Source organism: Amycolatopsis kentuckyensis (assembly GCF_041679295.1).
In the GTDB taxonomy this organism is placed as follows: Bacteria; Actinomycetota; Actinomycetes; order Mycobacteriales; family Pseudonocardiaceae; genus Amycolatopsis; species Amycolatopsis kentuckyensis_A.
The window spans coordinates 12,443-31,344 of the sequence record NZ_JBGDMD010000027.1 but is presented as its reverse complement, the minus strand read 5'-3'; the positions used below and the strand labels follow the sequence as shown (position 1 = coordinate 31,344).

Here is an 18,902-nt window from a genome sequence, read left to right as displayed (position 1 = left end):
CACCGACGAGAACCCAGACTCCCCCCGCACCCCGATCCGAAGCCAGAACACGGCCGGCAGCGCCGGGTCAAGGCATCTTTCCCGCCTTGACGCGGTGTTGCCGGCCGTAGTCACAATGACAGCTTCGGGGTGCCGGAGGGCTTTGGCAGAACAGCTGCCCCGCCCCAAACGCCATGACCCATTCCAGTCACCTGACGCATCGCCGGGTGACATGAATGAGTCATTCACGTCGCTTCGGGAGGGCAAGCGCCCCCCTTCCGCGAGCGAGCCGGCCTCCGGCCTTCCGGCGCACCCGCCCTTTGAGCGCCCGGGCCGGCTTCGCCGGCGCACCCGCCCCCCGAGTCCCCCATACGAGTACCCCTCGGCACCAGCGATCCCGCTGCCGCAAAAGTCTTGAATGAGTCATTCAGGTCCTCCGAAGTCCTGAATGACTCATTCAAGACATCCGCAGCTCGCCGGAGTACGCCACCCAGCGGCCAGCCGTCGCGAATGAACCATTCGCGACCTCCAGCGACCCCGAGCGAGGCTGGAGTCACTCCAGGATCGTTAGCAAAGCAAACGATTACCGCCTAGGCTGAGCCCATGGAGTTTCGTCGTCTCGGCCGCAGTGGCCTCAACGTCAGTGAGATCTCGTACGGGAACTGGCTCACCCACGGTTCCCAGGTCGAAGAAGACCAGGCGCACGCCTGCATCAAAGCCGCCCTCGAGGCCGGCATCACCACCTTCGACACCGCCGATGTCTACGCCAACACCGCCGCCGAATCGGTGCTGGGCCGCGGCCTGAAGGGCCAGCGGCGGGAAAGCCTGGAGATCTTCACCAAGGTCTTCTGGCCCACCGGTCCCAAGGGTCCCAACGACAAGGGCCTGTCCCGCAAGCACATCATGGAGTCGGCGAACGCCTCCCTGACCAGGCTCGGCACCGACTACGTCGACCTCTACCAGGCGCACCGCTTCGACCGGACCGTCCCGCTCGAAGAGACCATGCTCGCCTTCGCCGACCTCGTCCGCCAGGGCAAGGTGCTCTACGTCGGCGTCTCGGAGTGGACCGCCGAGCAGATCAGCCGCGGCGCCGCCCTCGCGCGCGAGCTGAAGATCCCCTTCGTCTCCAACCAGCCGCAGTACAACATGCTCTGGCGCGTCATCGAGGACCAGGTCATCCCCACCTCGGAGCGCGAAGGCCTCAGCCAGATCGTCTGGTCGCCGATCGCGCAGGGGGTGCTCACCGGGAAGTACAAGCCCGGTCAGGACTACCCCGCCGGCTCGCGCGCCACCGACGAGAAGGGCGGCGCCAACATGGTCGCCCGCTTCCTCGACGAGACCGTCCTCAAGCGCGTCGCCGAGCTGGAGCCCCTCGCCAAGCAGGCCGACCTCTCCCTCGCGCAGCTCGCCGTCGCGTGGGTGCTGCAGAACCCGAACGTCGCTTCGGCGATCATCGGGGCTTCGCGCCCGGAGCAGGTGCACGAGAACGTCAAGGCCGCCGGCAAGAAGCTCGACGCCGATCTGCTCACGGCCATCGACGACGTCCTCGGCGACGTCGTCGAGCGCGACGCGAGCCTGACCAAGAGCCCCTAGTCCTGGTTGATCCGGCCCTGGAACGGCACGTCGAGCTCGAACGCGTCTTCCGGGGCCAGCCGGGGCTGCAGCCCGAACCCGCGCAGGAGGCGGCTGGCACCCGCCAGCCGGTCGCCTCCTCGCCCGGGCACCCGCGCCGGCGCGAAGCCGTGCGAAACCAGCAGCGTCTCGACCTCGTCGATCAGCTTGTACGGGTCGTACTCACCCACGGACCCAGGTCTTCCCGGTGATCCGCTCGTAGACCTCCGTGTAGCGCTGCCGCGTCTGCTCGACGATCTCCGCGGGGATCTCCGGCCCGGGCGGGGTCTTGTCCCACCCGGTCGTCAGCGACCAGTCGCGGACGAACTGCTTGTCGAACGCGTGCTGCGGACGGCCCGGCTCCCACTCGTCGGCCGGCCAGAAGCGCGACGAGTCCGACGTCAGGACCTCGTCGCCCAGGGTCAGCGTGCCGTCGGCGTCGAAGCCGAACTCCAGCTTCGTGTCCGCGATGATCACGCCTTGCTCGGCAGCGTGTTCGGCGCCCTTCGTGTAGATCTCCAGCGTCAGCTCGCGAAGCCGCTTCGCGGTGTCTTCGCCGATCTCGTTCAGCACCTCGTCGAAGGTCATGAACTCGTCGTGGCCGGTGTCGGAGATCTTCGTCGTCGGCGTGAAGATCGGCTCCGGCAGCTTGTCGCCCTCGACCAGGCCCGGCGGCAGCGCGACGCCGGAGATCTTGCCGTCGCGCTGGTATTCGCGCAGGCCCAGGCCGGCCAGGTAGCCGCGCGCGATGCACTCGACCTGGACCATCTTCAGCGGCTTGCAGCGCGTCGCGCGGCCGGCGAACTCCGCCGGCACGTCGGTGGTCGACACCACGTGGTTCGGGACGACGCCGGCCATCCGGTCGAACCACCACGCCGACAGCTGGTTGAGCAGCGCACCCTTGTCCGGGATCGGCGTCGGCAGCGAGACGTCGTAGACCGAGACGCGGTCGGACGCGACGAGCAGGATGTCCCCGCCGTCGAGTTCGTACAGGTCACGGACCTTGCCCGCGTGGATGTGCTTCATTCGCCGTCCTCAGTCGTGTACTCGTAGAAAACCCAGTGGTCGGGCAAGGCGGCGGACTCACCGTACTCGACGACCGTCCCGTCGGCCGCCAGGAAGGTGCTCCGGCCGAGCAGCACCGGCGACCCGGCGGGCAGCCCCAGTTCGGCCGCCTCCTCCTCGCCCGCGCGGCCCGCCGCGTGCCGTTCCTGCGTCGTCGCGATCTTCGTGCCCAGGCGCGCGGCCGCGTGGGCCGACGTGCCTTCGACGATCCGCTCGGGCACCAGCAGCGCCGGCGCCTTGGCCGACAGCGCGCCGTCGAACCACGACGTCGACGTCGACAGCGGCCGCGAATCCGGCCCGTAGGTGGTACGGCGCCGCCGGATTGCCGGGGCGCCCTCCTCCAGGCCCAGCGCGGCCGCGGCGCGCTCGGACGCCGGCTCCAGGCCGGCCGAGCGGATCACGGCGAAGTGGCCGGGCGGGTAGATCCGGCCCGTGCGCCCCGCGGCGGTGGTGCGGTCGCGGGCCGTGCGGTGCAGGCCGCCGCGGTCGACGACCGTGCCGACGCCGCGCACCGGCCGCACGAGGCCCTGCGAACGGAGGGTGGCGAGCACCTTGGTGGCCGTCGCCATGGCGACGGCCCACGTGCGCGCGATCTCGCGGGCGGACGGCACCGCGTCGCCCTCCTGCAGCCGGCCGGACAGGATGTCGTCACGGATGCGGCCCGCGATCTGCAGGTACGGCGGCTCAGGACGGTCGAGGGTGGGCAAGGCGGCTCCTCACAGGGACAACACGCACAAGTGTTCTAGCACGCCGGGGTGTCTCCCACAAAGGCCTGTTCAGAACCACCCAGGTGTACTAGTACACGTGCTGGACTGCGCTCTAGTACGCAAGTTACCCTCGAAAGTGTGTCCCCGCCCACAGCTCACACCGGCTCCAGCGGCCAGGGCCTCGAGGAACTCCTCGAGGAACTCCGGCGCCGCAAGTGGGTGCTGCACCTGTTCGGCGGCCGCGAGGCCCCGGAGATCTACGCGGCCGTGTACCGGTGGCCGACCTGCGCGGACGTCATCGTCCTGCGGGACGAGCACCGGGCGAGCGCCTACCGCGTGCCCTTGTTCCCGGGCACCGACGTGTTCAGCCCGAAGGTGGTCACGTGGCAGTACCACGCCACCCCGGTCTGGACGCTGCGGGCGGTGCTCACCCTCGCGGAGCCCGGCACCCCGGGCGCGCCGCTGCAGGCACTGCGGCCACAGCCGGAGTGCCACATCCCGCCGGAGCTGCGCCACGACGTGACGATCCGGCCGACGAGCACCACGGAGACCGAAGGGAACGACGGTGGCGGCCCGCCCGCGTGCGCCTAGCCGTTTTCAGGCACCGCGGGCGAGCAGCCGCTCCGCGACCACCAGGTCGTGGGGGTAGGTGATCTTGAGGTTCTCGGGAGCACCCGGGACCCACCGGATCGGCAGGGAGGAGAACCGCTCCATGCACGACGAAGTGTCCGTACCCACGAAGCCCTCGCGCTCGGCCTGTTCGTAGGCCTCGAGCAGCGGTCCGGCCCGGAAGCCCTGAGGCGTCTGGACTCGGATCGCGCCGGGCACCTGGGCGACCAGGTGCCCGGCATCCACTCCGACGACGTCGTCGGCGGCCAGGCCCGGCACAGCCCCCCCGTCCTCGCGTGTCCGGGTCAGCACCGTGCCGATCAGCTCGGAGTGGACCAGCGGCCGGGCCGCGTCGTGCAGCAGCACGGCGTCGACCCGGCCGCCCGCAATTCTGGGGGCGAGGTGGCGCAGGGCGTTGAGCTCGGAGGCCTGGCGCGTGTCCCCGCCGTGCACGATCTCGACGTCGTCGCCGGCCACTTCGTCGGCGAGTTCGCGGTCCTGCGGCCGGATCACCAGCACGAGCACGCCGATGCCGGGGACGCGCTTGAAGGCGTCCAGCGACCAGGCGACGACGCGCCGCCCGGCCAGGGGCAGGTAGACCTTGTTCAGCTTCGCCCCGACGCGGGTGCCCGCGCCGCTGGCCAGCACCACCGCGGCCGCCGTCGTCTCCACGAGCCGCGAGACTACCGGGCGGCGCCACGGCGAGGGCGCGGCCGAACGAGCCACCCGCCGCCGCCGGGGAAATCCGCGCTGCCGGTAGGTTGGCCACGGCGTTGTCATGAGCGCTGCCGTAGACGAGAAAGGGCCTGGTGTGGAGCCGGAAGACATCGAGTTCCCCGAGATCACCCCGCCCGACGACCACGCCCGGTCCGACGCGATCGCGCTGCACGACAAGCTGGTCAAGCCGGCCGGGTCGCTCGGCAGGCTCGAAGAGCTGGGCGTCTGGATCGCGGCCTGCCAGGGTCAGTCGCCGCCGCGGCCGTTCACCCGGCCGCGCGTGATCGTCTTCGCCGGCGACCACGGCGTCGCCGCGAAGGGTGTTTCCGCCTATCCCGCCGAGGTCACCGGGCAGCTGCTCGGCACCATGCTGACCGGCGGCGCCGCGATCAACGTGCTGGCCGCCGCCGCGGGCGCGAGCGTGCGCGTGGTCGACATGGCCGTCGACACCGAGGCACCCGCCACCCGCTCGATCGGCGAGTTCAAGGTCCGCCGCGGCTCCGGCTCCATCGACGTCGAGGACGCCCTGACCGCCGACGAGGCGAAGCAGGCCGTCCGCGCCGGGATCGCGATCGCCGACGCCGAGGTCGACGGCGGCGCCGACCTGCTCATCCCCGGCGACCTCGGGATCGGCAACAGCACGCCGGCGTCGGTGCTGGTGGCCGCCCTGACCGGCAGCGAGCCGGTCGCGGTGGTCGGCCGCGGCTCCGGCATCGACGACGACGCCTGGATGCGCAAGGCCGCCGCGGTGCGCGACGCGCTGCGCCGGGCCCGCGCGGTCCTGTCCGACCCGGTCGCCCTGCTGCGCACGACGGCGGGCGCCGACATCGCCGCCATGGCCGGGTTCCTGGCGCAGGCCGCCGTCCGCCGGACGCCGGTGGTGCTCGACGGGCTCGTCGCGTGCGCCGCGGCGCTCGTCGCCGAGGACCTCGCGCCGGGCGCGCGCCGCTGGTGGGTCGCCGGGCAGCGGACCGCCGAACCCGCGCACGCCCTCGCGCTGGAGCACCTGGACCTGGGCCCGCTGCTGGAACTGGACGTCCGCCTGGGCGAAGGCACCGGCGCGGTCACCGCCCTGCCGCTGCTGATGATGGCCGCCCGTGTCCTCGCCGAGACCGCGACCCACGACCAGGCCGGCGTCTCCGGCCCGGTCATCCCGGCCACCGCCACCTGAGCACGGGAAAGGGCCCCGCACGGTGAAGTGCGGGGCCCTTTCCCGCAAGCTCAGCCGAGCGGGACCATCCAGTGGTCGACGTCCGGGTGGGTGCCTTCCTGGATACCGGTCAGCTCTTCACGCAGCTTCATCGTGAGCTTGCCCGGCTGCCCGTCGGCGATCGTGAACTCGCCACCTGTGTGCTTGACGTGCCCGACCGGCGTGATCACCGCCGCCGTGCCGCACGCGAACGTCTCGGTCAGCTCACCCGAAGCCGCCGCCTTCTCCCACTCGTCGGTGGAGATCCGGCGCTCCTCGACCTTGTACCCGAGCCGCGAAGCCAGCTGCAGCAACGACTTGCGCGTGACGCCGGGCAGCAGCGAGCCGGTCAGCTCGGGCGTGACCACCCGGGCGTTCTCGCCGGAGCCGAAGACGAAGAACAGGTTCATCCCGCCCATCTCCTCGACCCACCGCCGCTCGACCGCGTCGAGCCAGACCACCTGGTCGCAGCCCTTTTCGACGGCCTGCGCCTGCGCCACGAACGACGCCGCGTAGTTGCCGGCGCACTTCGCCGCGCCGGTGCCGCCGGGTGCCGCGCGGACGTACTCGGTCGACAGCCAGACGCTCACCGGCTTCACGCCGCCGGAGAAGTACGAGCCCGCCGGGGACGCGATGACCGTGTACACGTAGTCGGCGGCCGGGCTGTTGACGCCGAGCCCGGTGGACGTCGAGATCATGAACGGCCGCAGGTAGAGGGAATCACCCTGCCGGGTGGGCACCCACCGGCCGTCGACGGCGATGAGCTCCCGCAGCGACTCGATGAAGACCTCGTCCGGCAGCTGCGGCATGGCGAGCCGCTCGGCCGACTGCCGGAACCGCGCGGCGTTGGCGTCCGGGCGGAACGACGCGATCGTGCCGTCCGGCTGGCGGTAGGCCTTGAGCCCCTCGAAGATCGCCTGGCCGTAGTGCAGCACCGACGTCGCCGGGTCGAGGGTGAACGGGGCGTAGGGACCGACCTGGGCGTCGTGCCAGCCCTCGGCCTTCGACCACTTGACGGTCACCATGTGGTCGGTGAAGTACAACCCGAAACCGGGCTTCTCGAGTACCTCCGCGACACGGTCCGCGCTCGCAGGACTCGGGTGCGGGACATGGGCGAACTGCGTCGTGGTCGTCATGGCTAGACGATACCGCTTGGTCGGAGGCGCGTTAGTCGGAAGTCCCACTGTTCCCGGGTCCGCCGCGCCCGCGCCGCGATGACTCTAGGATGACGGCGTGAGCTACTCCACGCAGCCGGTGCCCCGGCCAAAGACCGGCGGGGCCGACGTCAAGACGTTCGTCACCGCGGTGCTGCTGACGTTCGGCGTCGGCCTGCTCGGCATGGTCGGCTGGGCCGTGCTCAGCAGCGGCTTCGGCGGCTTCCTCGGCCTCGTCGCGGGCGTCTTCGGCATCGTGTGGTGGCGGAGCATCCACGGCAAGAAGGTCTTCCCGGCGGTGATCCCGACGAAGTCGGTCGTCATCCTCGCGGTCGTCAACGCGGTGCTGGCGCTGATCCTTCTCCTGACCGCGGGCTGAGCTCCGCCGGCAGCTGCGGCGCCGGCCACCCCTCGTCCGGGCGGAAGTCGGTGTCCGTGCCGTCGAACGGGTAGGCGCCGCGCTCGGCCAGCGCGCCGATCCGCTCGCCCTCCGCGCGCAGCCGGTCGAACTGCTCGAGCGTCAGGCGGCCGACCTCGATGGCGGCCTCGGCCTCGTCCTCGTCGTCCCAGCGCCAGCTGCCGTCGGGCTCGACGACGACGTCGAGCACGCCGTCGATCCGGTCGACCGCGCCCGGCGTGCGGCCCAGCGGGATCTCCAGGTTGACGTACCAGTTCTTGAACCGGCCTTCGAGGTCGAAGAACCACCAGACCGACGACCACTCGTCCTCGGGGATCCGGCGCAGCGTCGACGCGCCGTGCCAGAGGTCCGGCACCGGCACGCGCGGGATGCGGAACCGCTGGTCCAAGGGGGCGTCGCGCATCAGGCGGCCGTCGGCGAGCCTGCTGCCGACGATCGGCGTGCCCGCCGGGAGCCAGGCCAGCAGGACCCGGCCGTCGTCTTCGAGGACGCGCAGCGGGTGGACCTGGCCGATCGAGCCGTCGGGGCGGTGGAAGCGTTCGACCACGGTCTCCCCCGGCCGCCAGCGTCGATCACTCACGCGCCCCACTGTACCGGCGCGCGCGTACGCCCAGTAGCAGCTCGATCACGGTCGCCAGCCCGGCCACGACGAGCACGGGCAGCGCCGGCAGGAAGTACGCGGCCGCCGCGGCGACGGCGACGCCCGCGAGCCCGCGCACCCCGGTCCGCTCGCGAACGTCGGCCCCGGCGGCGAGCGCGGGCACGACGGTCGCGACCACCGCGACGACGGTGAGCAGCGGCTGCAGGGAATCCGCGTCGGCAGCGGAAAGCAGGTCGCGCAGGGACGTCAGGGACAACCCCAGCCGGACCGCGCCGAGCTGGTAGAGCGCGGCGAACGCGGCCAGCACCGCGACCGCGCCGAGCAGCAGCACGCGCCACCCGGCGTACTCCCGCCTTCCGGGGCGCAGGAAAGGCAGGAACACGACCGCGGCGACGAGCACGCCCGCGAAGTCCGGCGGCTGCGGGCCGCCGCCCGCGGTCGCCACCGGCGGCACGGCCACGCACAAGGCGACCAGCACGAGCCCGGCGACGAGCAGCAGCCCGCCCGCGATCCGTACGACGAAGGTCGGGATCTTCAGCCCGGCGAGCCCCGCGCCGGCGACCACCACGACGAACGCGGCGGCCGCGAGTTCGCGGTGCGCGGGGAAGACGTAGGCACCGAACGCGATCGCGTAGACCACCACCTCGGCCAGCCGGGCCACGGCCACGACGACCCGGTCGACCAGGGCTTCCCCCGGTTCCGGGACCGCGGCCGTCACGCCCGCGGCGATGCCCGCGAGCACCAGCCCGGCCAGCAGCCACCAGCCCGCGCCCGCCGCTCCGGCCGCCAGCGCCACCAGCAGCCCACCGCCCAGCCGCACGCGGCCCCTCCTCGCCCTCTGTTCACCCCTGCTTCCGTCGTCATTAGCATGGCTCACGATCCCGACCGGGCCGGCGCCCGGTACCACCGTGAACGCGCGAGGAGCCAGAAGTGACCGTGCCTAAGCTCGCCCTGTCCGACAACACCGGGGAGGCACTGGCCAAGACGCGCGCCGACGTGGTCGTCATCGGCACCCTGGCCGGCGAGGACGGCCCGCTTCTCGCCGACGGCGCCGCCGCCGTGGACGCCGCCTTCGACGGCCGGCTCGCCGGCCTGCTCGCCACCCTCGGCGCGAGCGGCAAGGCCGAAGAGGTCGTCAAGATCCCGACCCTGGGCAAGCTCCCGGCCGGGGTCGTCCTGGCCGTCGGCCTGGGCAAGGCCGGCGACGGCGTCACCCCGGAGCAGGTCCGCCGCGCCGCGGGCGCCGCCGGCCGCGCGCTGGCCGGCACCGACCGCGCGTTCGTGACGCTGTCCGAGCTCGACCTGCAGGCCGCCGTCGAGGGCACGGTCCTCGGCTCCTACGTCTTCACCGCCTACCGCTCGGAGAAGGGCGACGCGCCGGTCGCGAAGGCCGACTTCGCGAGCCCGTCCGGCGGCACCGCCCGCGAGCACAAGGCGACGCTGAAGGCGGCCGGCTCGATCGCCGAGGCCGTCCTCACCGCCCGCGACCTCATCAACACCCCGCCGAACGACCTCTACCCGGCCTCCTTCGCCGACCGCGCGAAGAAGCTGGCCGAGGACAACGGCCTCGAGTTCGAGGTCCTCGACGAGAAGGCGTTGAAGCGCAAGGGCTTCGGCGGCATCCTCGGCGTCGGCGGCGGCTCCTCCCGCCAGCCGCGCCTGGTGCGCATCGGCTACAAGCCGGCCAAGGCCGCCAAGAAGGTCGCGCTGGTCGGCAAGGGCATCACGTTCGACTCGGGCGGCATCTCGCTCAAGCCCGCCGCGAACATGGACCACATGACCTCGGACATGTCCGGCGCGGCCGGCGTGCTCGCCTCGGTCGTCCTGGCTGCGAAGCTGAAGTACCCCCTCGAGGTCGTCGCGCACATCCCGCTGGCGGAGAACCTGCCGTCCGGGACGTCGTACCGTCCGGGCGACGTGCTGACCATGTACGGCGGCAAGACCGTCGAGGTCCTCAACACCGACGCCGAAGGCCGGCTCGTCCTGGTCGACGCGATGGTCCGCGCGGCCGAGGAGAACCCGGACTACCTGATCGAGACCTCGACGCTGACCGGCGCCCAGGTCGTCGCGCTCGGCAACCGCACCGCCGGCGTGATGGGCTCGGACGACTTCCGCGACCGCGTCGCCGCGATCATGCAGGCCACCGGCGAGAACGGCTGGCCGATGCCGCTGCCGGAGGAGCTGCGCGCCGACCTCGACTCGCGGCTGGCCGACCTGGCCAACGTGACGGGCCACCGCTGGGGCGGCATGCTCGCGGCCGGGATCTTCCTGCGCGAGTTCGTCGCCGACGGCCTCGACTGGGTTCACATCGACATCGCGGGCCCGTCGTTCAACACCGGTTCGCCGTGGGGCTACACCGGCAAGGGCGGCACGGGCGTCCCGGTGCGGACGATCGCCGCGGTGCTCGCGGACATTGCCGCCAACGGCTGAGGTGCGATGACGTGAATGACTCATTCATGTCGCCACACGACATGAATGAGTCATTCACGTCGCTTCGGGCGCGGTGATCGAATTGCCGCTTTCGGTGTGATCCGCGACACCGTACCGTGGCCGGGTGACGACCGAGCCGGTGGAACGCGACTCCCCCGCCGAAATCGCCGCCGAGCACGACGAAGAACGCCCGGCGCGCAGCCTCTCCCGGGTCCCCGACCGCGTCGTCTACTTCGTCGCGCTGGCCGTCGCCGTGCTGGTGCTCAAGCAGGTGTTCTTCCCCTTCGCCAAGGGCAACCAGTTCTACCTCGTGCTGTTCCTCGGCGTGACGCTGCCGCTGGTCTTCCTCTGCTACCGCCCGCGGCTGCGCGGCCGTGACGACCCCGGCTGGACCGACTGGGCGCTCGCCGTGCTCGCGCTCGCCGTCGGCCTCTACCCCGTGCTCGTCGGGTACGACGACTTCCTGAACCGGCAGGGCAGCCTGTCCCCGCCGGACGTCGTGGCCGGCGCGCTGCTGCTCGTGCTGATCCTCGAAGCCACCCGCCGGACGACCGGGCTGGTGCTGCCGATCGTCTGCCTGCTCTTCCTCGCCTACGCCTACTACGGCGGCTACCTCCCGCAGAACTGGGGCATCGCCCACGCGGGCATCGACTTCAGCCAGATCGTCAACGCCCTCTACAACGACGCGAGCGGCTTCTACGGCACCCCGCTCGACGTCGCGGCCAGCTACATCGTGCTGTTCACCCTCTACGGCGCCGTCCTGAACGCCTCCGGCGCCGGGCAGTTCTTCGTGGACATCTCCTTCGCGGCCTTCCGCAGGTCCCGGACGGCGCCGGGCCGGACCACCGTCCTGTCGGGCTTCCTGCTCGGCACGGTCTCGGGCTCGGGCACCGCGACGGCGGTCAGCCTCGGCTCGATCACCTGGCCGATCCTCAAGAAAGCCCGCTACCCCAGGGAAAACGCGGGCGGGCTGCTCGCCGCGTCCGGCATCGGGGCCATCCTTTCCCCGCCGACGCTGGGCGCCGCCGCGTTCATCATCGCCGAGTACCTGCAGACGTCGTACCTGACCGTGCTGATCTGGGCGACCGTCCCGACGCTGCTGTACTACCTGGGGATCGTCTTCGCGATGGAGGCCGACGCGCGGCGCTTCGAGGCCGAGCCCGTCGACGTCCCGCACGGCGATCCCCGGAAACTGCTGCTGCGCGGCGGTTACCACTTCCTGTCGCTGGCGATCATCGTCGTGTTCCTGGCCCTGGACATCCCGCCGTTCGCCGCGGTGGTCTACGCCACCGGCGTCGCCGCGCTGTTCGCGCTCATCGCCCGGCGCCACGACGTGCGCGGGTGGGCGAAGGACATGGTCGACGCGCTCTCGGCCGGCGTGCGCGGGGCACTGCCGGTGATCGCGGTGTGCGCGGCGGCCGGCGTGATCACCTCGACCATCACCAAGACCGGGCTCGGCCTCGAACTCGCCGACGCGCTGGTCGAACTGGCCGGCGCGCTCACCGACAACGGCACGCTGATCCTCATCCTGACCGTGCTGCTCTCGGCCGTCGCGGTCGGCGTACTCGGGCTCGCGGTGCCGGTCACCGCCAGCTTCATCATCGCGTGGGTGGTGATCGGCCCGGCCCTGGAGACGCTCGGGGTGGCCGACGCCGAGCGCGCGATGTTCATCTTCTACTACGCCGTGCTTTCCGAGGTCACGCCGCCGACCGCGCTCGCCGCGGTCGCGTCGGCGGCCATCACCGGCGGCTCGGTGCTGGGAACCATGTGGCAGTGCTGGAAGTACACGCTGCCCGCGTTCCTGGTGCCGATCGCGTTCGTGCTGACCGACAACGGCGCCGCGCTGCTGCTGCAGTCCGACGTCCTCACCGTGCTCTGGGTGGCGGCGGTGTCGGCCGTGGCCGTCGCCGCGCTCGCGGTGGTGACCGGCGGCTGGCTGTTCGGACCGGTCAGCGTCGGAGTGCGGCTGCTGTTCGTGCCCGCCGCCCTGTGCCTGCTCTACCTGGAGCCGGTGCCGATCGCGGTCGGCGCCGCGTTCGGCGTCGCCGCCGTGCTCGCCCACGCCGTCGTCAAGAGGAGGACAGCATGAAACGCGCATTGGCCGCGGCCGCGGTGCTGGCACTGGCCGTCACCGGCTGCGGCGGGAAGCAGCAGACCGACCAGCCGGCCGCGAGCGGGACCCAGTCCTGCGAAGCGGGCGAAGGCCGGATCACCATCGCCACCGGCAACAGCGGCGGCGTCTACTACGTGCTGGGCGGCGGGCTGGCCCAGCTGATCAGCAACGGCACCAAGCTGCGCGCGACGGCCGCCGAGACCGGCGCGTCGGTGCAGAACATCCAGCAGCTGGTGGCGGGCACCTACGACGTCGCGTTCTCCCTCGCCGACACCGCGGCGGACGCCGTGCGGGGCAAGGGATCCTTCGACGGCAAGCCGCAGAAGATCCAGGCGCTGTCCCGGATCTACCCGAACTCGACGCAGGTCCTGGTGCGGACGGACGCGGGCATCGACTCGATCGCCGACATGCGCGGCAAGCGGATCTCGACGGGTTCGCCGAAGTCCGGCACCGAGGTGATCGCGAACCGGCTGCTGCAAGCCGCCGGCCTCAAGGACACCGACGTCCAGGCCCAGCGGCTCGACCTCGCCAAGACCGCGGACGGCATGAAGGCCGGCACGCTCGACGGGCTCGTCTGGTCCGGCGGGCTGCCGACCGCGCAGATCACCGACATCACCACGGCGTTGAAGGACAAGGTGAAGTTCGTCGACATCACGCCGTTGCTGCCGAAGCTCAAGGAGGTCAACGAGGTCTACGCCCAGGGCGTGATCCCGGCGGCGACGTACGCGCAGCCGTCGGACGTGCCGACGGTCGTCGTGCCCAACCTCCTGCTGGTGCGCGAGGACTTCCCGGCGGGCAACGCGTGCGCGATCACCAAGCTGATCTTCGACAAGCAGGCGGAGCTGGCGAAGGTGCACCCGGCCGCGAAGGAGATCACCAAGCAGCTGGCGCCGCAGACCGACCCGGTCCCGCTGCACCCGGGGGCGAAGCAAGCCCTCGGCTAGGGTCTCCAGGAGTGGAGGACTACCTCGAAGGAGCGGTCCGCGACGTCCTGACGGCGCCCGAGGCGCGAGTCGACGACCAGGTGGGTCACGCCGCCTTGCTGCTCGCGGTCGCCGGCGCGCTCGACGAAGCCGACCGGCTGGTCGAGCAGTGGCTGGCCCGTACCGAACGGCCGGTGACGGCGCTGGCGCCCGACCCGGTGCGGGCCCGCGCATGGGCGATGCTGTTCGAGGCGCGGGGCGGCCGTCCGGGCTGGGCGGCGGGCCTGCCGCCGCTGGACCTCGACGCGGAAGAGCGCGCGCACGCGGTGTCGTTGCGTCGTCCGGTCTCCGACTTGGCGGGTGTCCTGCCGCCGGGCCTGGTCGCGGAAGTGGTCGAGCAGGTGGCGCCGGCCCGGCCGGACCGGGTGCGCACGGCCCTCGCCGAAGGTGATCTGGAGCTTTGGGCTTCCCTCGCCGGGCCACGGCCGGACGTCGCGACGCTGGCGGCGACCCGGGCGTTGGCCCCGGCGTTGGTGGCGGGCGCGGACCCGCTCGGCCTGCGCGAGTGGGCACCGGCCTGCGCGGGGGCGCTGATCGCTGCCCTGCACGAGCGGTACCCACCGGAGCTGGGCAGCTGGCCGGACCTGATCGCGGAGATCATGCGCCTGCGCGGGGCGGACCCCGGCGAAACCCCGGCGCGCCCGGCCCGGCCCGGACCGCTCGCCGGCACCGCGGAACCCCGGCTCCCACCCGGCGAAACCTCGGCGGAACCGCGACCCGGGCCGCTCCTGCGCGGCCGGACCACCCTCCCTCCCCCAGCGTCGGAGGCGGCGATCCGCTCGGCCGAACTCCGGCTGGGCGTCGAGCTGCCGCCCGACCACCGCGAGTTCCTCCGCACCTGCGACGGCCTGCCCGCCGACGTGGTCTTCCCGCGCCTGCTCGGCACGGCGGACCTGCGGGCCGAGAACGGCGTGGTGGTGCTTTCCGAACCGGCGGTGCTGCTGCTGTCGGCGGGGCACGTGGTCGAAGTCGACCCGGTGCTGGGCACGACGGTCCACCCGTCGTTCCGCGCGGCGCTGGTCCGGCACGCCGCCCTGCTCGCGCAGGCAGGCTAGGTTGGACCCGGTGACCACCCTCAGCGCGGAGACGATCACCCCGGCCAACGTCGCCGCCGCGTGCCAGCTGGCCGTCGAGCCGCACCAGAAGACCTTCGTCGCGCCGGTCGCGGTTTCGCTGGCCGAGGCGTACACGCAGCCCGAGATTGCCTGGCCCCGGCTGATCCTGGACGACGGCGAACCGGTCGCGTTCGTCATGGGCGGCTTCGACCCGGGCGCCGAGCCGGACTTCTTCCGGTGCGGGATCTGGCGGCTCAACGTCGGCGCCGGCGTCCAGGGCCGCGGCTACGGCCGGTTCGCCGTGGAGACCGTCCTCGAGGAGGCGCGCCGGCGCGGCAACACCAGCGCGACGGTGCTGTGGATCCCCGCCGAGGGCGGCCCGGCGGACTTCTACCTCAAGCTGGGCTTCAAGCCCACCGGCCAGACCTTCAACGGCGAGGTCGTCGGCCGGATCGAGCTTTAGGCCTCCCCGCGCTTCTTCCGCTCGGTGTACTCGCGCATCCGCTTCGGGTAGCCGACCCGCGCGACCTCGTACACCGGGATCGACCGGCGGTGGCCGAACTGCTGGGCCGCCTCCAGGCTGCCGATCCGGCGCCGGGTCCACTCGCCGTCGTGGGCGATCAACACCACAGTGGTCTCGGTGACGTTCGTCTTCGGCTCGACGAAGGCCTCGACACCCCGCCTCGAGGCCACCCACTCCTCCAGGTGCCGAGTGTCCTCGGAGCTGGCTTTCCGCAGCGTACCGGCCCGCTGACCACCCTTGGCCCGCCTGCGCAGCGAGTCGAAGAGCCCCACCACGACCACCTTCCCTCCCGAGACCTACACCACTCATTATCCCGATGTCCGCGTGTGGTCGGCGTCGCACACCCGGCTAGGTCGCAGCCCCGTCCGGCGTAGTGACAAGATGGCGGATGTCGCGCGCGCGGTTATACCGGGCGGGCGCGGCGACAGAGCACCACCCCACCGCTTGCCGAGGAGTTATTGAAGTGACCGACACCTCCGCCGACCTTGTGATCCTGGGAGGCGGATCGGGCGGCTACGCCGCGGCTTTCCGCGCGGCCGAGCTGGGCCTTTCCGTCACGCTGATCGAGAAGGACAAGCTGGGCGGGACCTGCCTCCACCGGGGCTGCATCCCGACCAAGGCCCTGCTCCACGCCGCCGAGGTCGCCGACGAGACCCGTGAGGCCGACGCCGTCGGCGTCAAGGCCGCCTTCGAGGGCATCGACATCGCCGGGGTCAACAAGTACAAGGACGGCATCGTCGCCCGTCTGTACAAGGGCCTGCAGGGCCTGGCCAAGGCCCACAAGGTGAACCTCGTCGAGGGCAGCGGCACGTTCGTCGGCGGCACCACCGTCGAGGTGGACGGCACCCGCTACACCGGCAAGAACGTCATCCTCGCCACCGGTTCGTACTCCCGCACGCTGCCGGGCCTGGAGCTCGGCGGCCGCATCATCGCCAGCGAGCAGGCCCTGTCCCTCGACTACGTCCCCAAGAAGGTCGTCGTCCTGGGCGGCGGCGTGATCGGCGTCGAGTTCGCCAGCGTCTGGGCCTCCTTCGGCGTGGACGTCACCATCGTGGAAGCGCTGCCGCGGCTGGTCCCGAACGAGGACGAGTTCGCGTCCAAGCAGCTCGAGCGCGCTTTCCGCCGGCGCAAGATCGCCTTCAAGACCGGCGTGAAGTTCACCGGCGCGAAGCAGGACGAGAACGGCGTCAGCGTCTCGCTGGAGTCCGGCGAGACCATCGAGGCCGACCTGCTGCTGGTCGCCGTCGGCCGCGGGCCGAACTCGGCGGGCCACGGCTACGAGGAGGCCGGCGTCAAGATCGAGCGCGGCTTCGTCATCACCGACGAGCGGCTGCGCACCAACCTGCCGAACGTCTACGCCGTCGGCGACATCGTCCCCGGCCTGCAGCTCGCGCACCGCGGCTTCCAGCAGGGCATCTTCGTCGCCGAGGAGATCGCCGGGCAGAGCCCGCGCGTGATCGACGAGAGCGGCATCCCGCGGGTCACCTACTCCCACCCGGAGGTCGCGTCGGTCGGGCTGACCGAGTCGCAGGCGAAGGACAAGTACGGCGCCGACGTCACGACGTTCACCTACGACCTCGGCGGCAACGGCAAGAGCCAGATCCTCAAGACCTCCGGCGGGGTCAAGCTGGTCAAGGCCCCGGACGGCCCGGTCGTGGGCGTCCACATGGTCGGCGACCGCGTCGGCGAGCTGATCGGCGAAGCGCAGCTGATCTACAGCTGGGAAGCGTTCCCCGAGGACGTCGCGCCGCTCATCCACGCCCACCCCACCCAGACCGAGGCCCTCGGTGAAGCGTTCCTCGCCCTCGCGGGGAAGCCGCTGCACGTGCACAGCTGACGTCCCACCAGCAGAATCCAGACCACGCAGAACTTGGAAGAGGAGTCAGCGAACGATGGCCTACTCCGTCACATTGCCGGAGCTCGGGGAGAGCGTCACCGAAGGCACCGTCACCCGGTGGCTTAAGCAGGAGGGCGACACCGTCGAGGTCGACGAGCCGTTGCTCGAGATCTCGACCGACAAGGTCGACACCGAGGTCCCCTCCCCGGTGGCGGGCACGGTCGTGAAGATCAGCGCCCAGGAGGACGAGACCGTCGAGGTCGGCGGCGAGCTCGCCGTCATCGACGACGGGTCCGGCGGCGTGCCCGAGTCCTCCGCCCCGGCGCAGGAGGAGAAGCAGGAGTCCGAGCCGGAGCCGGAGCAGTCGTCCGAGCCCGAGCCGCAGGCGCAGGACAGCGCGCCGAGCAAGCCGGACACCGCGCCGGCCGCGAGCGGCGAAGGCACCGAGGTGAAGCTGCCCGAGCTGGGCGAGAGCGTCACCGAGGGCACCGTCACGCGCTGGCTGAAGGCGGTCGGCGACTCGGTCGAGGTCGACGAGCCGCTGCTCGAGATCTCCACCGACAAGGTCGACACCGAGGTGCCGTCGCCGGTCGCCGGCACGGTGCTGGAGATCCGCGCGGGTGAGGACGAGACCGTCGAGGTCGGCGGCGTCCTGGCGGTGATCGGCGACGCGAACGCGGCGCCGAAGGCCGAAGCGAAGCCGGAGCCCGAGCCCGAGCCGAAGCCGGAACCCAAGCCGGAGCCGAAGCCCGAGCCCAAGCCGGAGCCGGTTCAGGAGGCCAAGCCGGAACCGAAGCCCGAGCCGCAGGCCGCGCCCGCGGCGAAGGCGACCGAGTCGGCGCCCGCCGCCGCTTCGAAGGACGGTTCGGCGGACGGCCCGTACGTCACGCCGCTGGTCCGCAAGCTCGCGTCGGAGCACGGCATCGACCTCGCGTCGCTGACCGGCAGCGGCGTCGGCGGCCGGATCCGCAAGCAGGACGTCCTGGCCGCGGCCGAGGAGAAGCAGAAGGCGGCCGCGCCGGCGCCCGCCGCTGCTCCGGCGGCCGCTGCCGCCCCGGCCGCGCCGGCCGCGCGTCCCGCGGCCCCGGTGTCGGCGGAGCTCGCGGCGCTGCGCGGCACGGTCCAGAAGGCCAGCCGGATCCGCCAGATCACGGCCACCAAGACCCGCGAGTCGCTGCAGATCGCCGCGCAGCTCACGCAGGTCCAGGAGGTCGACGTCACGAAGATCGCCAAGCTGCGCTCGCGGGCGAAGGCGGCCTTCAAGGAGCGCGAGGGCGTCAACCTGACGTTCCTGCCGTTCTTCGCGAAGGCCACGGTCGAGGCGCTCAAGCAGCACCCGAACGTCAACGCGTCCTACAACGAGGACACGAAGGAGATCACCTACCACGGCGCCGTGCACCTGGGCATCGCGGTGGACACCGAGCGCGGGCTGCTCTCGGTCGTGATCCACGACGCGGGCGAGCTGAGCCTGGCCGGTCTCGCGCACCGGATCGCCGACCTGGCGGGCCGCGCGCGGTCGGGCCAGATCAAGCCGGACGAGCTGTCGGGCGGCACGTTCTCGATCACGAACATCGGCAGCGTCGGCGCGCTGTTCGACACGCCGATCATCGTGCAGCCGCAGTCGGGCATCCTCGGCACCGGCGCGGTCGTCAAGCGCCCGGTGGTCATCGCGGACGCCGACGGCAACGACACGATCGCCGTCCGGTCGATGGCGTACCTGCCGCTGACCTACGACCACCGCCTGGTGGACGGGGCCGACGCGGGCCGCTTCCTGACGACGATCAAGCAGCGCCTGGAAGAGGGCAACTTCGAGGGCGAACTCGGCCTCTGAAGTTCCCGCTGACGAAGGCCGCCACGGATCTTCCGTGGCGGCCTTCGCCGTGTCCGGGAGTGCGGCCGCGCAGCGGATGC

19 protein-coding genes are annotated in these 18,902 nt (G+C 71.8%); 11 read left to right on the top strand and 8 right to left on the bottom strand.

Going from position 1 to position 18,902, the window contains the following annotated elements; translation table 11 throughout:
- Positions 1 to 582: 582 nt before the first annotated feature.
- Positions 583 to 1,572, top strand: coding sequence for an aldo/keto reductase family protein (locus ACERZO_RS49825; RefSeq protein ID WP_372673074.1), 990 nt, complete (start codon positions 583 to 585; stop codon positions 1,570 to 1,572).
- On the opposite strand, the gene ACERZO_RS49820 is transcribed toward ACERZO_RS49825, so the two are convergent.
- The 3 genes from ACERZO_RS49820 to ACERZO_RS49810 are packed head-to-tail and all read right to left on the bottom strand — an operon-like array spanning position 1,569 to position 3,362.
- Positions 1,569 to 1,781: a hypothetical protein gene (locus ACERZO_RS49820; protein ID WP_372673073.1), complete on the bottom strand. Its 213-nt coding sequence runs from the start codon at positions 1,779 to 1,781 to the stop codon at positions 1,569 to 1,571. The two genes, ACERZO_RS49825 and ACERZO_RS49820, sit on opposite strands and share 4 nt — an antisense overlap.
- Positions 1,774 to 2,616 carry a phosphoribosylaminoimidazolesuccinocarboxamide synthase gene (locus ACERZO_RS49815; protein WP_372673072.1) on the bottom strand — a complete coding sequence of 281 codons (843 nt, stop codon included), beginning with the start codon at positions 2,614 to 2,616 and terminating at the stop codon, positions 1,774 to 1,776. Before ACERZO_RS49815 ends, ACERZO_RS49820 begins: the two co-directional genes overlap by 8 nt.
- Positions 2,613 to 3,362, bottom strand: a complete 750-nt coding sequence (locus ACERZO_RS49810) for a GntR family transcriptional regulator (RefSeq protein WP_372673071.1) — start codon at positions 3,360 to 3,362, stop codon at positions 2,613 to 2,615. Before ACERZO_RS49810 ends, ACERZO_RS49815 begins: the two co-directional genes overlap by 4 nt.
- A gap of 138 nt (positions 3,363 to 3,500) precedes the next feature.
- Here ACERZO_RS49810 and ACERZO_RS49805 point away from each other — a divergent pair, with 138 nt between their 5' ends.
- The gene (locus tag ACERZO_RS49805; RefSeq protein WP_372673070.1) at positions 3,501 to 3,953 is read left to right on the top strand and encodes a hypothetical protein; all 453 of its coding nucleotides are present in this window, start codon (positions 3,501 to 3,503) and stop codon (positions 3,951 to 3,953) included.
- A gap of 6 nt (positions 3,954 to 3,959) precedes the next feature.
- Here ACERZO_RS49805 and ACERZO_RS49800 read toward each other — a convergent pair whose 3' ends face one another.
- A complete protein-coding gene (locus tag ACERZO_RS49800) occupies positions 3,960 to 4,643 on the bottom strand; it encodes an IspD/TarI family cytidylyltransferase (protein ID WP_372673069.1) in 684 nt (227 codons plus the stop codon).
- A gap of 106 nt (positions 4,644 to 4,749) precedes the next feature.
- On the opposite strand from ACERZO_RS49800, the gene cobT reads away from it, so the two are divergent.
- Positions 4,750 to 5,859, top strand: coding sequence for a nicotinate-nucleotide--dimethylbenzimidazole phosphoribosyltransferase (gene cobT, locus ACERZO_RS49795; RefSeq protein ID WP_372673068.1), 1,110 nt, complete (start codon positions 4,750 to 4,752; stop codon positions 5,857 to 5,859).
- Positions 5,860 to 5,909: 50 nt separating this feature from the next.
- Here the strand turns inward: cobT and ACERZO_RS49790 are convergent, their stop codons facing one another.
- Entirely contained in the window at positions 5,910 to 7,013 is a 1,104-nt protein-coding gene (locus tag ACERZO_RS49790; RefSeq protein WP_372673067.1) for a branched-chain amino acid aminotransferase, read from the bottom strand.
- Positions 7,014 to 7,110: 97 nt separating this feature from the next.
- Here ACERZO_RS49790 and ACERZO_RS49785 point away from each other — a divergent pair, with 97 nt between their 5' ends.
- Positions 7,111 to 7,410, top strand: coding sequence for a hypothetical protein (locus ACERZO_RS49785; protein ID WP_372673066.1), 300 nt, complete (start codon positions 7,111 to 7,113; stop codon positions 7,408 to 7,410).
- Here the strand turns inward: ACERZO_RS49785 and ACERZO_RS49780 are convergent.
- Entirely contained in the window at positions 7,367 to 8,029 is a 663-nt protein-coding gene (locus ACERZO_RS49780) for a DUF402 domain-containing protein (protein WP_372673065.1), read from the bottom strand. The two genes, ACERZO_RS49785 and ACERZO_RS49780, sit on opposite strands and share 44 nt — an antisense overlap.
- Positions 8,022 to 8,870: a hypothetical protein gene (locus tag ACERZO_RS49775; RefSeq protein WP_372673064.1), complete on the bottom strand. Its 849-nt coding sequence runs from the start codon at positions 8,868 to 8,870 to the stop codon at positions 8,022 to 8,024. The genes ACERZO_RS49780 and ACERZO_RS49775 overlap by 8 nt, the downstream gene beginning before the upstream one ends.
- A 110-nt stretch (positions 8,871 to 8,980) precedes the next feature.
- Here ACERZO_RS49775 and ACERZO_RS49770 point away from each other — a divergent pair, with 110 nt between their 5' ends.
- The 5 genes from ACERZO_RS49770 (at position 8,981) to ACERZO_RS49750 (ending at position 15,094) form a co-directional block, all read left to right on the top strand.
- The gene (locus tag ACERZO_RS49770) at positions 8,981 to 10,480 is read left to right on the top strand and encodes a leucyl aminopeptidase (RefSeq protein WP_372673063.1); all 1,500 of its coding nucleotides are present in this window, start codon (positions 8,981 to 8,983) and stop codon (positions 10,478 to 10,480) included.
- Between the two features lie 124 nt (positions 10,481 to 10,604).
- Positions 10,605 to 12,569, top strand: a complete 1,965-nt coding sequence (locus ACERZO_RS49765) for a TRAP transporter permease (RefSeq protein ID WP_372673062.1) — start codon at positions 10,605 to 10,607, stop codon at positions 12,567 to 12,569.
- Positions 12,566 to 13,537 carry a TAXI family TRAP transporter solute-binding subunit gene (locus tag ACERZO_RS49760; RefSeq protein ID WP_372673061.1) on the top strand — a complete coding sequence of 324 codons (972 nt, stop codon included), beginning with the start codon at positions 12,566 to 12,568 and terminating at the stop codon, positions 13,535 to 13,537. Before ACERZO_RS49765 ends, ACERZO_RS49760 begins: the two co-directional genes overlap by 4 nt.
- Positions 13,538 to 13,548: 11 nt before the next feature.
- On the top strand, positions 13,549 to 14,631 hold the full coding sequence (locus ACERZO_RS49755; RefSeq protein WP_372673060.1) for an SMI1/KNR4 family protein: 1,083 nt from the start codon (positions 13,549 to 13,551) through the stop codon (positions 14,629 to 14,631).
- Between the two features lie 10 nt (positions 14,632 to 14,641).
- Positions 14,642 to 15,094 (top strand): GNAT family N-acetyltransferase, encoded by a 453-nt coding sequence (locus tag ACERZO_RS49750; RefSeq protein WP_372673059.1) that lies wholly within the window; start codon positions 14,642 to 14,644, stop codon positions 15,092 to 15,094.
- Here the strand turns inward: ACERZO_RS49750 and ACERZO_RS49745 are convergent.
- Positions 15,091 to 15,435, bottom strand: coding sequence for an oxidoreductase (locus tag ACERZO_RS49745; RefSeq protein ID WP_372673058.1), 345 nt, complete (start codon positions 15,433 to 15,435; stop codon positions 15,091 to 15,093). The genes ACERZO_RS49750 and ACERZO_RS49745 overlap by 4 nt on opposite strands.
- A 182-nt stretch (positions 15,436 to 15,617) precedes the next feature.
- Here ACERZO_RS49745 and lpdA point away from each other — a divergent pair, with 182 nt between their 5' ends.
- Complete coding sequence (gene lpdA / locus ACERZO_RS49740; protein ID WP_372673057.1) at positions 15,618 to 16,991, top strand: dihydrolipoyl dehydrogenase; 1,374 nt, start codon at positions 15,618 to 15,620, stop codon at positions 16,989 to 16,991.
- 55 nt (positions 16,992 to 17,046) lie between these two features.
- Positions 17,047 to 18,822 (top strand): 2-oxoglutarate dehydrogenase, E2 component, dihydrolipoamide succinyltransferase, encoded by a 1,776-nt coding sequence (sucB, locus tag ACERZO_RS49735; RefSeq protein WP_372673056.1) that lies wholly within the window; start codon positions 17,047 to 17,049, stop codon positions 18,820 to 18,822.
- The last annotated feature ends 80 nt before the right edge of the window (positions 18,823 to 18,902 follow it).

Excerpts from the sequence above, each read along its gene's own strand:
- ACERZO_RS49760 (WP_372673061.1), top strand. The coding sequence starts at position 12,566 with ATGAAACGCGCATTGGCCGCGGCCGCGGTGCTGGCACTGGCCGTCACC.
- ACERZO_RS49790 (WP_372673067.1), bottom strand. The coding sequence starts at position 7,013 with ATGACGACCACGACGCAGTTCGCCCATGTCCCGCACCCGAGTCCTGCG.
- ACERZO_RS49815 (WP_372673072.1), bottom strand. The coding sequence starts at position 2,616 with ATGAAGCACATCCACGCGGGCAAGGTCCGTGACCTGTACGAACTCGAC.
- cobT (WP_372673068.1), top strand. The coding sequence starts at position 4,750 with ATGAGCGCTGCCGTAGACGAGAAAGGGCCTGGTGTGGAGCCGGAAGAC.
- sucB (WP_372673056.1), top strand. The coding sequence starts at position 17,047 with ATGGCCTACTCCGTCACATTGCCGGAGCTCGGGGAGAGCGTCACCGAA.
- ACERZO_RS49825 (WP_372673074.1), top strand. The coding sequence starts at position 583 with ATGGAGTTTCGTCGTCTCGGCCGCAGTGGCCTCAACGTCAGTGAGATC.